At 68.6% G+C, this 14,391-nt stretch carries 9 protein-coding genes and 2 pseudogenes; 7 read left to right on the top strand and 4 right to left on the bottom strand.

Going from position 1 to position 14,391, the window contains the following annotated elements:
* Positions 1–19 precede the first annotated feature (19 nt).
* Positions 20–1,975 carry a M20/M25/M40 family metallo-hydrolase gene (locus P1P75_RS19560; RefSeq protein ID WP_319257037.1) on the bottom strand — a complete coding sequence of 652 codons (1,956 nt, stop codon included), beginning with the start codon at positions 1,973–1,975 and terminating at the stop codon, positions 20–22.
* 404 nt (positions 1,976–2,379) lie between these two features.
* Here P1P75_RS19560 and P1P75_RS19555 point away from each other — a divergent pair, with 404 nt between their 5' ends.
* Complete coding sequence (locus P1P75_RS19555; RefSeq protein WP_319257033.1) at positions 2,380–3,987, top strand: M4 family metallopeptidase; 1,608 nt, start codon at positions 2,380–2,382, stop codon at positions 3,985–3,987.
* Between the two features lie 671 nt (positions 3,988–4,658).
* Here the strand turns inward: P1P75_RS19555 and P1P75_RS19550 are convergent.
* Positions 4,659–4,823 (bottom strand): annotated as a pseudogene (locus P1P75_RS19550) (IS5/IS1182 family transposase); the annotation flags it as partial.
* 241 nt (positions 4,824–5,064) lie between these two features.
* Here P1P75_RS19550 and P1P75_RS19545 point away from each other — a divergent pair.
* The 5 genes and pseudogenes from P1P75_RS19545 (at position 5,065) to P1P75_RS19525 (ending at position 11,655) form a co-directional block, all read left to right on the top strand.
* The gene (locus P1P75_RS19545) at positions 5,065–6,273 is read left to right on the top strand and encodes a DUF2235 domain-containing protein (protein ID WP_319257030.1); all 1,209 of its coding nucleotides are present in this window, start codon (positions 5,065–5,067) and stop codon (positions 6,271–6,273) included.
* A 254-nt stretch (positions 6,274–6,527) separates the two neighbouring features.
* Positions 6,528–6,950, top strand: a complete 423-nt coding sequence (locus P1P75_RS19540) for an integrase core domain-containing protein (protein WP_319257043.1) — start codon at positions 6,528–6,530, stop codon at positions 6,948–6,950.
* A 334-nt stretch (positions 6,951–7,284) separates the two neighbouring features.
* On the top strand, positions 7,285–7,740 hold the full coding sequence (locus P1P75_RS19535) for a carboxypeptidase regulatory-like domain-containing protein (protein WP_319257027.1): 456 nt from the start codon (positions 7,285–7,287) through the stop codon (positions 7,738–7,740).
* A 106-nt stretch (positions 7,741–7,846) separates the two neighbouring features.
* Positions 7,847–7,969 (top strand): annotated as a pseudogene (locus tag P1P75_RS19530) (IS5/IS1182 family transposase); the annotation flags it as partial.
* A 911-nt stretch (positions 7,970–8,880) separates the two neighbouring features.
* Positions 8,881–11,655, top strand: coding sequence for an endonuclease (locus tag P1P75_RS19525; protein WP_319257024.1), 2,775 nt, complete (start codon positions 8,881–8,883; stop codon positions 11,653–11,655).
* Here P1P75_RS19525 and P1P75_RS19520 read toward each other — a convergent pair.
* On the bottom strand, positions 11,645–12,268 hold the full coding sequence (locus P1P75_RS19520) for an NAD(P)-binding domain-containing protein (RefSeq protein WP_319257021.1): 624 nt from the start codon (positions 12,266–12,268) through the stop codon (positions 11,645–11,647). The genes P1P75_RS19525 and P1P75_RS19520 overlap by 11 nt on opposite strands.
* Before the next feature lie 246 nt (positions 12,269–12,514).
* Entirely contained in the window at positions 12,515–13,249 is a 735-nt protein-coding gene (locus P1P75_RS19515; RefSeq protein WP_319257018.1) for an SDR family oxidoreductase, read from the bottom strand.
* 208 nt (positions 13,250–13,457) lie between these two features.
* Here P1P75_RS19515 and P1P75_RS19510 point away from each other — a divergent pair, with 208 nt between their 5' ends.
* Complete coding sequence (locus tag P1P75_RS19510) at positions 13,458–14,369, top strand: LysR substrate-binding domain-containing protein (protein ID WP_319257014.1); 912 nt, start codon at positions 13,458–13,460, stop codon at positions 14,367–14,369.
* Positions 14,370–14,391 lie beyond the last annotated feature (22 nt).

The following is a 14,391-nucleotide window of genomic DNA, read 5'->3' as shown; positions in this document are numbered from 1 at the left end:
GTGGGAGGGCGAACATGGGTCACAGACCGGCGAGCGTCAAGGCGGTCGCGGTGACGGATCGTGCGACGGTGGCCGCGAAGTCCGTGCTGTAGTCCTGGTCGTGGAGGGTGTCGCCTGGGGTGTGGTACTGCCGGGTGCCGTTCCCGGGCGCGCCGTCGGGCGTGGAGAACAGATCTTCGGAGACGGCGACGGCCGCCCACCCCCGCTCGTGGAAGCTCGCATGGTCGCTGCGCCCCACCGCCGGGTCGTCGGCGCCGGTGACCTGCTGGACCGTCACCTCGGGGTCGATGACCGGGACGGTACGCGCGACACGGTCTCCCAGAGCGTCGGACGCGCTCACGACCGGGCCCGGCACCGAGGAGCCGCTGTGGATCTCGACGGTGGGCGTGCTCCCCTGCTGCCGGCCCGCGATCATGTCCATCTGGAAGACACCGGCGATGCGGTCGCCCGCCGCAGCGGCGGCCCGTGCGTAGAACTTGCTGCCGGCCAGCGCCTGTTCCTCGGCGTTGAAGAGCACGAAGCGTACGTTCCGGGTCGGCGCGCCACCGTCTTCGAGCAGCGCCTTCAGACACTCGGCCGCAGCCAGGACGCCCGAGGTGCCGCTCCCGTCGTCGTCGGCGCCCGGCGCCGGGTCCACGGCCGGGTCGTACAGGCGCGGCTCGCCGTCCGCGTCGAAGAACTCACCATTGGCCGCGGTGGAATCCAGATGCGCGGCGATGAGCACGGTGGAGTCGGCGCCGGTGACACGGTGCTCGGCCTCCACATTGAACAGCTGATGTCCGCGCCACCGGAAGGGGTGCAGTCGGACCGTCAGCCCGAGGTCCTGGAACCGGCGCGCCAGCGCCTCGACGACCCGTCCGTTGTCCTCGGCCGATGCGTCGCGGCTGCGGACCTTCAGTGACCCGCCCGCCACGAGCGGCTCGATCCCGGAGATGCGGGCCACGTGCCCGCGGAGCACGTCGGGGGTCACGGCCGCACGGACCGCGGCGATCGTCCGGGTGGAGGGGAGACCGTCACCGGCCATCGCGGTGAGGCCTGCGAGCCGGACCTCGCCGCGCGGGGCAAGGAGGGCTGGGTCAGGCAGCAGCCGTTCGGTATGTCCGGGCTTCGCGCCGGGTAGGTGCACATCCTCGACCGGGGTACCGGCAGGCGCGGCGAGATAGACACCGCCCGGTGCGGGCCCCAGCGAAGCGACCGGCGGAGTCGCCGTTCCCGCCAGCTCATCGGCGACGAAGCCGAAGACGGCCGAGGCGCGCAGTGACGTTTCGGCGTCGTAGCGGGTGGCGGACGGGGTGTCCGCGAAGGCGTCGGCAACCTGGAGCGGACGGTTGTCGCGGACGAGGAAGGCAGCCGTGTCCTCCACGTGTCCGCGCATGTCCACGGTGAATCCGGCCCGTTCGAGTGTTTGGGCGCCGCGCGTGGTGGCCATGGCGAGTACGAGCCGCTCGGATGCGACATGCACCGGAACGACCTCGGCCTCGTTCGCGACCGCCTCCAGCCCGGGCAGTTCCTGACCTTCCGGCAGCTCAATCCGTGTCCAGAAGGCGGGACGGTTCTCCAAGGCCGCGAGGGTGAACACGGGATGGACCGCGGTGCGCATCCCCGCTTCCCGGGCGAACGCGCGCTCCTGAGAGTCCTCCCCCACAAAAACGCACTCGTCGGCCTCGACGGCTTCCGCCCCCGCACCCGCCGCGCTCGCGACCGCCTCGTCGAAGAGCCGCCGGCTGTTCTTCGGACCCCAGTGCACGAGACCGTCGTCCGGAAAACGGCCGGGGAAGGCCTCGTGAAGCGCCGCCGCAGCCGAGGCGGCTGCGCCTTCGCTCGTCCCGGGGTTGGAGATGGTGCCCTTGGGCACCCCACGCACGGAGTCGAGCACAGCGACGACGCGCGGCCGGGGCAGTAGCGTCAGTGAGCCGTCGGCCTCGCGCCGGCCATCCGCCAGGGTCGCCCCGATGTCGAAGAAGAGCACGGGCATCTCAGTTCCTCCGCGACCCGGGAGCCCGGAGGGCCCTGTGGCCCCGCGCCGCGGCCCGCGACCGTGCACGCCGCTTCGAGAACAGGCTCCCGATGACTCCATCCTCGGCCCGCAGTTGCGTTCCCGCATCCCCGGGCGTAAGGGGGATGCCGTTCAACGTCGCACAGTTGAACGGGATACGGGTTGCCCGGTGCTCCGAACCGCCCGGTTGCCGCCCGCACACCGGGGTGTGACGTTTGAAGGGAGCATATGCGAACGGTGGGAACGGCACGGGGGTGGGACAGAATCCGCGAGGGGCGCAGCAAGGGGTCATAGTCATGTCGCATCTGGAAAGATTCCGCTATCACTTCACCGACGACCCGCAGGCGGATGGCGCGCCTCCAGGGCCCGAATCGGTTCGCGGCGTGAGAGCCCCGGAGGGCGCTGAGCCCCGGGGCTTCAACTCGGCCGAGTCCGCCGCACGGTTCTATCTGGCCGAGAAGCTCGCGCAGGAGGAGGCGCCGGCGCTGCGTGAGGCCGTTCGGGAGGACCGGCCCGAGCGGGTACCCGATCTCTCACTGAGCACAGAGCGCCACCAGGCAGGCACCGGCACCACTCTGGTCCGCTTCGAGCAGACCCAGCAGGAAATCCCCATCATCGGCGCCGAGGTACTGGTCGAGATAGACGAGGACCAGCGGCTGGTCTCGATGGACGGCAAGCTCGGCGCGGTGACCGGCGTCGGCTCAGTGCCGGAACTGTCGGGCACGGAGGCCGTGGAGCGGATCAAGACGGCGACCGGGAGCACCGTCAGCGCCGAGGAGCTGCCACCGCAGACGCTGGCGTACGTCAGCCGGGACGACCACTGGCACCTGGCCTGGCACGTGCGTGAAGTGCCGGCCCAACTGCCGGAAAACCGCCGTGAGGAAGGTGACCGCGGCCATGGCCTCGGGTCGTCGCCGCGCGACGCCTTCCCCCTCACCGGCTACCTCGTCGACGCGTACTCTGGTGAGATCCTCAAGTCGTACGGGATGGCCCCCACGATCACCGTGCCCACCCGGTTGGAGGGCGAGGACGAGGTCAGTGTCCGTCATCGGATCCAGGGCAGTCGGCAGGACGGCTCGTACCTGCTCCACGACAGGTGGCGGCAGATCGCCACGTACGACCTGGACTTCGCCGACATCGACACCGCCCGGCCGCTGGCCTCGGCGATCGGCTCGCCGCAGGCGGACTTCGGCGACGGCCACCGGGCCGGGGTCTCGGCGCATGTCAACGCCGAGCGGGTGGAGAGGTTTTACCGCGACCAGCTGTACCGAAACGGCATCGACGACGCCGACATGGACCTGATCTCCGTGGTCAACTGCACCTACCACGAGAACGGGCCGGGACCCGAGTGGTTCAACGCCGTCTGGTTCAAGAGGCGGATGTGGTACGGCCAGGTGTCCGACGGGACCCGCCTGGTCAGCCTGGCCCGGCATTTCGACGTCATCGCCCACGAGATGACCCACGGGGTGATCGAGACCTCCAGCGATCTGGTCTACCAGGACCAGTCCGGCGCCCTGAACGAGTCGCTGGCGGACACGATGGGCGTCATCATCGCCAACTGGTACCAGGCACCGGACCGCGAGGACGTACACACGTGGAACTGGGAGATCGGGGCCGGGCTGGGCCGCGGCGGGCTGCCGCTGCGCGACATGAGCGATCCCGTCCGGACCGGCGATCCCGACCACATGCGCGACTATCTGCGCACTACGCGCGACAGCGGTGGGGTGCACACCAACAGCAACATCCACAACAAGGCAATGTTCCACCTGCTCACCTCAGTGGACACGGCGGGCAAGCCGGTCCTCAAGGTCGAGGAGTGGGCGCTGTTGATCTATCTCGCCCTGGTGCGACTGCTGAGAGAGTCGGAGTTCGAGGACATGCACCGGGCGCTGCGGGACGTCGCCAGCACGTACCTCTCCGGCAACGCCCCGCTGCGGACCGCCGCGCAGACGGCGATCGACGAGGCGTATCAGAAGGTGGACATCGCCTGAGTGTCCTGAGTGGACCGGAGTCGCTGGGCGGACGGCGGGGCCGGGTCCTAAAGGGTCCCGGTCCCGCACCGCGGGATACGGAGGGCCCAGGGCAGCAGTCCGGGCTGGAGCGGCTGCCGGTCCGTACGGATGCACGGCGGCAACGACATCCCGGGCTGCTCCATGCGGGCCAGGCGTTCTTCGACCTCGTCGGGGTGCCCGTCCCGTTCCAGGAGGTTCAGCATCACCAGGACGTCGGCGACGAGTCGTTGGGCGCGTGGGTCGAGGGTGCTCCAGCCGACCGAGGGAGGGATCCACAGGCTTTGTCTGCGGTAGCTCCCGATGTGGCCCGCGCGGCCGCCGATGTTGTCGGCGACGCCCTTTTCGTCGACCCACAGGAACCGCTCGGGCTGTCCGGTCTCCAGGGCGAGGGCGACCGGATCGCCGGCCTCGGCGACGAACGGATGCAGGCACCGCCGGGCCGAGTCGCCGGGCTGGTCCGGTTGACCCGGCGCGCGGTTCCCCGTGCCCGCCATCGCCAACCAGCGCTTCACCGTCCGTACTGCGGTGGCCCCGCCGAGCGGCTGGAACGGCTGGTGCCCGTCGGGTCCGCCGCCGGCACCGTCCGGCAGCCCCCACAGGCACAGTGCCTGGAGCAGACTGAGCTGCGCGTACCAGCAGTCCGGGTAGCGGATGAGGGTGCAGGCGACGCGGGTGAAGGCGAGGAAGTGCTCTGCCTTGCGTTCGTAGCGGCGGTGGCGTCGACGGCAGCCCGCCAGCCAGGCCGTGGTCCGTTCGATGGTCCGGCGGTGTCGGCCGAGTCGCTGTGAGGTCTCGACGCCCTTGCGGGCGATGCGGTGCCGGATGCCTTCCACCGACCACACGGTCCCGACAGGACCCTGCGGTGACCGGTTCGGCCCGGCCTGCGCGGCCAGTTGACGGTCGATCAGTTGCCGGCAGATCGGTGATCACCGTGCGCGCCACGTTACGCACACACACGACCGGCGGCGGCAGCCCTCGTATGGCATGGCCTGCCGAGTGGTGGAAGCATGGATGTGTGATAAGCGCCGCTCCACGCCTATGCGAGGAGGAATCGTCATGGCCAAGCGTCTGGTCGTCTGCTGCGACGGCACGTGGAACTTCGCCGACCAACCGAGCAAGACCAACGTCGCCAAGGTCGCCTTGTCCGTGCGCCCTGGTTCCGAAGCCGGGAAGGAGCAGCGCGTCTACTACCACCGCGGCGTAGGCACCCCCCGGCGGGAGCGGCTGCGCGGAGGTGCGTTCGGCGTGGGTCTGTCCCAGAACGTCATCGACGCCTACCGGTTCCTCGTGGAGACGTACGAGCCCGACGATGAACTGTTCCTCTTCGGCTTCAGCCGAGGCGCATTCACCGCACGCAGCCTGGCGGGCCTGGTGCGCAACTGCGGGATTCTGCGCAGGGACCACCGTGACCGGATCCCGGAAGCCTGGGCTCTCTACCGCGACCGGATCGAGCGAGCGACCGGCGCGGCCGCGACGCTGTTCCGTCGCTCGTATGCGCGCGAGACGGAGATCCATTTCGTCGGGGTGTGGGACACAGTCGGAGCCCTGGGTGTCCCGCTGCCCGACACCGCATGGCTACAGCCTTCCGTGAACCGGTTCAACCACCGGTGGGCGTTCCACGACACCGAGCTGAGCAGCTGGGTCAGAGCGGCCTTCCACGTGCTGGCCGTCGACGAAGAGCGCTCGGCGTTCCGGCCAACCCTGTGGCACCAACAGCCCGGTGCCGCCGAGCGGGGCCAGGAGTTGAAGCAGGTGTGGTTCACCGGCGTGCACTGCGATGTCGGTGGCGGTTACAAGGAGGCGGGGCTGTCCGACATCACCCTGCTGTGGATGGTCGACCAGGCTCGCAGACATGGCCTGCAGTTCGATGCCGATGTCCTCAGCGCGCCCGGGCCGAAGGTGATGAAGCCGGAGCAGAGCATCAACTTCCGTGTACAGCCGGACGGTTCGGGCCCGCTACACGCCTCACGGACGGGCATGTACCGACTGGCCAAGCCCTACCACCGGCCTCTCGGAAAAGCGGTGAGGGACGACGGTGAGCCCGATGGCAACGAGTTCCTCGCGGTCCCCACCAAGGAGCGCTACGACCGCGACCCCGGCTACCGGCCGCCGGAGCTGGAGCGTTACCTGGGCGGTCTGGACTCGATCCGGCTGGAGCCGGTGCTGCTGCCGGGCATCGCTGCAGGTCTGCCACCCATGCCTCCCGCGGAGCCCGGCCCAGGGGCGACGGCCCAAGCACCGCGCGGGCGCGACCGCCCCACCTGACAACGTCACCGCGCAGCGTCATCCCACACCACCCACTCCCCTCCTCGCGCTGATGCCGGGGCAGGTTCAGGCCAGGTTCAGGCCTTCTTTGCGGAGGTCCTTCTTTTGCGGAGGTCCTCCACACGCTGCGCCGTCTCCGGCCAGGCGTCCTCCGTTTCGGTGCCGGGCAGCGCTGATGGCGCTGAGTGCCCCGCCGAGCTTGGCCGCGGGTCCCAGCCGTTGAGGGGAAGCCTGCGGATTGAGGAGAGCACGGGCTGAAGAACGGCCCACGCCGTCGGGTCATTCAGGTCAGCGCCGCCCTGCAGATGGCGATCGCGACGAGAGGCGGCCAGGTCGACGGCGTCATCTTCCACACGGACCGCGGCAGTGAATACACATTCGAGGCGTTCCAGCAGCTGTGCGGCCGCTGGGGCGTGGTGCAGTCGATGGGGCGCGTCGGGTCCGCGCTGGACAATGCCGCCGCGGAGTCGTTCCACTCGGTCCTCAAGGTCGAGTACATCCACCGGCACACCTTTGCCACCCGCGCCGAGGCGAGGCTGAAGACCGCCACGTGGATCGCGGACGTCTACCACACGAGACGCCGTCACAGCGCGGCCAGCGGGAAACCACCCGTCGAGTTCGAACGGATCACCCAGGAAACGCGGGGGCGGACCAATCAGGAAGAGCGGGCCGCATAACCAACGTCTCTACGCAACCAGGGGATTGACACCGGAGACAGTTGATCATCGTGCATTCGCCACGCTTTACGCCCTCTTACGCACGGTCGTAACGTTGCGTGGAGAGGACATGCTATTGCCGTGGCCCATATCCAGCAGAGGTGCCCTGTGCAGCGCGGACGAACGCCCCGGACCGCAATTGACATGGCGAGCGCGCAGGGCGAACCTGGAATGAGGCGCGCACGAACGGCCCCCGGATGCCTGTATTTTGATCAGAGTTGCGTTCGCCGATTTGGGTCGCCCCCGCACGTCCTCGACGAGAGAATCCCGGTCGCGCCCGAGAGAGGAGACTCTCATGCACGGGCATGTACGAACCATCACCGGGGACGAGCCGATCTTCATGATCAAGGTCAGCGTCTACCGCCCCGACCTCACCCTCATCGACCATGCCTACACCAACGACGACGGCTCGTACAGCGTCGATGTGCCGGCCAGTGAGACAGTCACCGTCCGGTTCGACACCCATTACTCGCTCAACAACGCGGACAGCTGGCAGCCGTCTCTGGTCACTGACGTGGTCGCCGACGACGCCGTCCCGCTCGACCGCCGTATGGTCCCCGTGGGCCAGTTCGCGGATACGGCGCGCGGCATCGACGTACTCGCCGCCTTCCTCCTGGCCTCCGCCGTGGAAGGACCGGAGTACGCCGCCCACGCCACGACCCGCCTGTCCCAGATCAAGCAGAACACCCTGTTCCTCCAGCACGTCCAGGCAGCCCTTCTCCGGCACTTCACGGAGCAGGCCGACGCTTGACGGGCCGTACCCGACCCGGCCGGTGGCCGTGCCGCAGATCCTCTGGATCCGAGGCTGAGACCATCTACTCGTCGGCTTTCGCCGACGGCACACCACTCGCGGTGCCCCCGACCAACTGCTCGCCAACGAAGGCTACGACTTCGACCAGTACCGGCGACTCCTCCGGCGCCGCGAGATCACTCCGAAGATCGCCCGCCGTGGCGCCTCGCACGGCTATGGCGCGGGCAAGACCATGGGCCGTAGAGCGTGCCCCGGTCCGTAGCGGCCCGGATGGCGGTCGCGGTCGGCAGAGAGAACGACGAGGCGCTGATCACCGCTCAGGTGCGATGCCGGTGACGCCGAAACCGTTCGTGTCACCACTGATTTTGCCGAGGACGGCTGGGTCCCGGGGACGTCCTTCTCCTGGAGGTCCACCGGCCCGGGCCACGGGCCACCGGGACAGGCCAGCAGGGCTCCATCGCGGTCGAGTGGCGGCCGGATGACCTTCTTGCCGTCCGGTATGCCACGGGCAAGAGCATGGTTGTCGTCGAAGCCGCCGGCAACGGCGCGCGGAGAATGCGGTGGCCCAACCCCTTCCGACGCAGCCGGCTCAACTCCGGTGCCGTGCCGTCGTCGTCGGCGCCGGCGTTCCCCGCCCGGCACCCGCGGCGCGGACTGGGGTCCCCATCGTTCCCGCCTCGACAGCCGCGCCGCGACGGCCGGACCGCCCAGGCGGCCGGTCGGCAGCCCTTCGGCACCTAGCGCGGCTCTCCTTCGAGCGGGCGGTGGATCAGCCGAGTCGGACGACGTCCAGAACGGACAGGTGCCGAGCGCCCGGTTGACGAAGCAGATGACGAACAGCTGGACGGCGGAGGCGATGCGCACAACTCCGCCCTCTGGGTCGTCGCCGGCCACAGCGGGTCGCTGCGCGGTGCCCCAATGAACCTTCAACCACCAGGTCTGCTGGGCTACTTTGCACATGTTTCCAATGTCTGCAAGCATCGATAACAATAGAACGTGTGCAGAAAGCGGCCAGCGCGACACCGCCCGCCCGCACCTCGGCAGAGCGACGCCTTTCATCCGACGCCACCTCGCCTGCCACCCCACACACCGTGTCCCTCAGACACGACCGCCACAATTGATCAGGCCAGGAGGCACACCATGGCCACGGCGGAACTCGCTTCCGAACGAGAATCGGACTATCTGTCGCAACTGACGATGGCCGCGGCACGCTACGAGAACCGGACCGAACACCGGGAAAGAAACCAGACCGTTCTCGAGACGCGCGGCGTGCTGTACGCCGACGCCCCCCAGCGGGTCGAGAAGCGGCTGGCTCGGCTCGGCGCCGACTGGGCAATGGCGCGGGCGATCGAGCGGACGCCCACGGATCCCGCCAGCAGCGCGGGAAGCACTCTGCAACTACCCCCGGATGCCTTCAACAGTGATGTGCTGGGCCTGGAGCGCATCATCGGGCGCAACAACCTCGCCCCGGTGGCGTTCCTGGAGGAGGGCTTCCAAGTCTCCCGCTCGGTCGGCCGGGTCACCATCACCGGACCGGGCGGCGGACACGGCACCGGCTTCATGGTGTCCCCGTCCCTGCTGCTCACTAACAACCATGTGCTGCGCAACCCCGAGGACGCACACCGCAGCAGGGTCGCGTTCGCGTTCCAGGACGGAGTCGACGGTGGCCCGCTCGTGCCGGCAGTCTTCGCACTGGAGCCACAGCGGTTCTTCGTCACCGACCGGGCACTGGACTACAGCCTCGTCGCAGTGGCCCCGCGTGGCACGCAGGGGGAGACGCTGTCGTCGTTCGGCCGGCTGGTCCTCAGCGAAGCACAGGGGAAGGTCATCATCGGGGAGTTCGTCAACATAATCCAGCACCCCCGGGGCGAGCCGAAGCAGATCGCGCTGCGCGAGAACCAGATTGTCGACGTGCTGGAGCGGTTCCTGCATTACGAGTCCGACACCCGTGAGGGCTCGTCGGGGTCACCCGTCTTCAACGACCAGTGGGAGGTCGTCGCCCTGCACCACTCGGCCGTCCCGAAGACCGACGACCAGGGCCGGCCACTGAGTATCGACGGCTCGGTGTGGCGTCCGGACATGGGTGACCAGCAACTGGCGTGGCGGGCCAACGAAGGCGTGCGGATCAGCCGGGTGCTGAGTGCGCTGCGCGAGGTCAACCTGACCGGTGAGGCGGCCCGGCTGCGGGACGAAGTCTTCGCCACCGGACTCACGCCGTCGCCGGTGGAGAGTGCTCCGCCGATGCCCACCCCCACGGCGGACGGCGGCTCCTCTCTGGCGGGCGCCAACGGGTCAGGGACCACGGCGCACTCAAAGGCGCAGGAACAGGCACAGGGTCTGCCGTCACCGGTGGCCGGCGGGGCTGCGCAGCTCACCGTCCCGCTGCGGATCACCGTCGACTTCGGCACTTCGTCGGTCTCGTCAGCCGGCCTCCTCGCCACCATTCCTGCGCTCGCACCGTCGCCGGCAGCGGGGCCGCAGCCCTCGGCCGGCCGGACGGATGTCGTGTCAGCGGTCGAGAAGGACGTCGACGCCGCGCTGATCAACCACCGGCTCGCGCAGGAGCGGCCGTACTACGACCGCAGCGCTGACGCGGCGGCACGCGAGGCGTACTACGCGAGCGTGGACACCCACGACGGTGACGCGCTGCGCCGTGCGCTCACCGCGCTGTTGGAGGAGACCCACACCCCGCAGCCCCGCTACAAGCCGATGCGGCTGGTCTACCCCTGGGTCGACCTGCACAAGGACGGCCGCCTGCGCAGCATCTACTCGGGCAAGGACTTCTCCCCCGAGGAGCTGATAAGGGCGGACGCGGCCGTCGCCGAGGTGCGGCTGGCGCGGGTGCAGGAACTGCTGCTCCAGGAAAGCACGGCGGGTCCGGCCGAGTTCGAGGCGGAGTTCGACGCGCTGGAGGCGTCGATGCCGTTCAACTGCGAGCACGTGGTACCGCAGTCGTGGTTCGCCAAGCAGGAGCCGATGCGGGGTGATCTCCACCACCTGTTCGCCTGCGAGGTCGGCTGCAACAGCTTCCGCGGCAACTTCCCGTACTTCGACTTCCCCGACTTCGAGGAAGCGGTCCGGGACGACTGCGGGATGCGCGAGAGTGTGGGATTCGAGCCGGCGAACGGCAAGGGAGCGGTCTCCCGGGCCACTCTGTACTTCCTGCTCCGGTATCCGGGACAGGTCGGCGACGCCGCGCGCGAGTTCCCCGAGGACCGGCTGCCGGTACTGCTGAAGTGGCACGAGCGGGAGCCGGTCACCGCATACGAGCTGCACCGCAACGCGGCCATCGCGGAACTCCAGGGCAACCGGAATCCGCTGATAGACCATCCGCACTGGGCCCGCCGGATCGACTTCTCCGGGGGTCTGGCCCTGAGGGATCCAGCCTCAGGGCCGCACCTGTCCGGCGACGCCACCCGGTCGGCGAACGCGGTGCGTGCGCGGGTCACACGGCCGACCGGGACGTCGTCTTCGGCCCCGCCGCCCCTTGTCCACGTAGCGCTCACCCGGCACGGGCGGGTCCGGCGCCAGCGCAGGCGCACCTCCTCGAGGCCCGTATCGACGCCTCGGTCGGCACCGTCGGTGATGCCTGGACAACGCGCCCATGGAGTCCCGGACCGGCCTCCACAAAACGGAGCTGATCAAGCCTCGCCGACCCTGGCACGGCCTCGCCGACGTCGAACTCGGCACCGCGGCATGGGTCGACCGGGGTTCAAAAACCACCGGCTCCACAGCGCGATCGGAGACACGCCGCCCCACGAATACGAGACCGAGCTTCATCGCGAGAGTCTCCTCGGGCAGGATCGTTCGCCAACATTGATATCCGACATCAGCGAGTCGGTGATCCATCAACCATTGTCCGGGCGGACGGCGCCCTGTTCGCCGACTGCTCGGCCCCGGGGGCTCAGCCGGTAAATTCGTTGACGCCGAGGGCGAAGTCCCAGTGCCCGACCCCGTTGCCGGCGAGGCTCACCGTGACCAGGCCCATTCCTTCCAGCCAGTGCGCCATTTTCAGGCCGCCGACGTCCAGCGGGCGCAGCCCGAGGCTCTCGATGAATGCCGCCACGCCCGCCTTGGCCTGCGCATTGTCGCCGGCGATGAAGACGTTTGGCCGGCCCTTCTCCAGGACATTGCGGAAAATGGTATTGAATGCCTTTACCACGCTGGCGCTGGCCGGGGCCACCTTGGCGACCTCCTGCGCGATCGAGGTCTCCTCGCTGTGGGCCAGTCCGTCGAACGTGGCGTTGAAGGGGTTGCTGATGTCGACAATGACCTTGCCCGCGAGGGCGTCTCCGTACTCCACGACGACCGGAACGACACCGTCGTACAACAGGGCCGTGATGACGATGTCCCCGGCCGGGACGGCGCCCCACTGGCCCGTCGTCGCGCCGCCGCCCAGTGCCTTGGCCAGGTCATCGGCCTTGGACTGATCGCGTCCCATGACCTCGACGGTGTTGCCGCCCGCCACTGCGAGCGTGCCGATGGCACGGGCCATGTTCCCCGTACCGATGAGGGTGATGCCGCTCATGAGGTGTGCTCTCTTTCTGCACTCAAGGTGTCGGTCTGTCTCGTTCGTGCCGGGTCAGGCGCAGGGCGTCGGCCGCGACGTTTCTGGGCCGACTACCGCGTCCTTCCCGGCGCCTCCGGCTCGTCAGCACGCGAATTCGGCACCCGCGCAACACTTCCGGGTGTTGCGGATGTCCGTGTTCGAGATCAGTCGGTTGTGGCGAATCGGTTGTTGTGCTGTATGCCGGCGGCATTCCTGGCGTGTGGTTCAGATGGCGGTGGTGCCGCCGTCGGTGACCAGTTCCAGGCCGTTGACATAGCTGGAGTCGTCGGAGGCGAGGAACAGGGCGACGGTGGCGATTTCTTCCGGACGGCCCATCTTTCCGCGGGGGATGAGGGACTCGAATGCGGCCGTGGTTGCCTCGTCGAACAGTTCTTCCTGTTTGGCGGTGGCGACCTGGCCGGGGGTCAGGACATTGACCCGGATCTTCCGGTCGCGCAGTTCGTTGAGCCAGACGCGGGCCCAGGCCTGCTGAACAGCTTTGCTTCCCGCGTAGAGGCTCCAGCCGGGGAAGGCGCCGAGGGAGGCGTTGGATCCGGTCATGAAGATCGAGCCGTTGTCGTTGATCAGCGGCAGTGCCTTCTGCACGGTGAACAGGGTGCCGCGCGCGTTGAGCCAGAAGGCGCGGTGGAACTGTTCCTCGGTGATCTCACCGAGGACGGCGGGTTCGCCCATCCCTGCGCTGGCCCACAGCACGTCGATCGAGCCCTTCTCCCGCTTGACGGTGTCGTACAAGCGGTCCAGGTCATCCAGTTCGGCCGCGTCACCCTGGACGGCGGTGATGTTGCGGCCGATCAGCCTGACGGCGTCGTCCAGTGCTTCCTGCCGCCGGGCCTGGATGAAGACGTGCGCTCCTTCCTCAACGAACAGTTTGGCGCCGGACAGTGCCATGCCGGTGGATCCACCGGTGATCACCGCTACCTTGCCATCGAGCTTTCCCACAATCACTCCATTGAATTGATAGGCATCCGAAACAGTGGGCTCATTCTGGACCTGGCCCCTGCTACCGAGGTCCGATGTCGAATTCTTGTGCCGAATTCACTTCGTCCCCAAGAGGTACCTTTTCAGGTTGCCATTGGGCTGAGTGGGTGTCCAAGACTTCTTTTAGCCGTGGTGATACCCTCAAGGCATCACCGGACTGGGAGACGCGATGGATCTGGACCTGCGCAAATTGCGTTACTTCGCCGCCGTGGCCGACCAGTTGCACTTCGGCCGCGCCGCCGATGAGCTACATATCGCGCAGCCGGTGCTCAGCCGGCAGATCCGCGCGCTCGAGCAGGATCTCGGCGCCTCGCTGTTCACCAGGGATCGCCACGGCGTAGCGCTGACCGACGCGGGCCGACAGCTGCTGGCCGACGCCGGTCCGCTGCTCGCCTCCGCGCACGCGGTCCGCCGCCGGGTGTCCGTGGCAGCGCGTGGCAGCCGGCGGCTGATGGTCGGTTTCCGGGCCGGCATCCCGGTCATCCCGGCGGCGCGGGCGTTCGAGGCCCGGCACCCGGACGTGGTCGTGGACGTGCAGCGGATCGAATGGGACGACCAGGCCCCGATGCTGCTCGACGGCCGCATCGACGTCGGCTATGTGCGGCTGCCCATCGACGAGTCCGGCCTGCGCGTCACCCCTCTGTACACCGAGCCGCGGGTGGCGGTGCTGCCCGCAGGCCACCGGTTGGCCGGCAAGGAGGAGGTCACCGAGGCCGACCTGGCCGGCGAACCGCTGGTCTGGCATGCCGACCCGAGCACGCAGCCCACCAGGCGCCCGCACCCCAATGCCGGGTATCTGGTGCGCGGGGTGGACGAGACGCTCGAACATGTCGCGGCCGGCCGGGGTATCTCGTTCCTGGCCCGTTCGGCGTCCGTGTTCTACTCACATCCGGAAGTCATCTATGTGCCGATCCCGGCTCTGGCGCCCGACCAGGTGTGCCTCGCGGCGGCGGCATCGCGCAGCTCGCCAGTGGTCGATGATTTCCTCACCGCGGCTCAGGCGACGGCCGAGATCACGGCAGAATGTGGGAACCATGAAATGTGGCAGCTCGGAAGGGACACCGTTTCAAAGCGCGGTTGAGCAGTCCGGCTGACAACAGCAG

The sequence above is a fragment of the Streptomyces sp. ID05-39B genome (genome assembly GCF_033794725.1).
Taxonomy (GTDB): Bacteria; Actinomycetota; Actinomycetes; order Streptomycetales; family Streptomycetaceae; genus Streptomyces; species Streptomyces bobili.
This window is presented reverse-complemented; position numbering and strand designations above follow the sequence as displayed.

Bases quoted from the DNA above. Each gene is read 5' to 3' on its own strand.
- P1P75_RS19510 (WP_319257014.1), top strand. From the start codon at position 13,458: ATGGATCTGGACCTGCGCAAATTGCGTTACTTCGCCGCCGTGGCCGAC.
- P1P75_RS19545 (WP_319257030.1), top strand. From the start codon at position 5,065: ATGGCCAAGCGTCTGGTCGTCTGCTGCGACGGCACGTGGAACTTCGCC.
- P1P75_RS19525 (WP_319257024.1), top strand. From the start codon at position 8,881: ATGGCCACGGCGGAACTCGCTTCCGAACGAGAATCGGACTATCTGTCG.
- P1P75_RS19520 (WP_319257021.1), bottom strand. From the start codon at position 12,268: ATGAGCGGCATCACCCTCATCGGTACGGGGAACATGGCCCGTGCCATC.
- P1P75_RS19535 (WP_319257027.1), top strand. From the start codon at position 7,285: ATGCACGGGCATGTACGAACCATCACCGGGGACGAGCCGATCTTCATG.
- P1P75_RS19560 (WP_319257037.1), bottom strand. From the start codon at position 1,975: ATGCCCGTGCTCTTCTTCGACATCGGGGCGACCCTGGCGGATGGCCGG.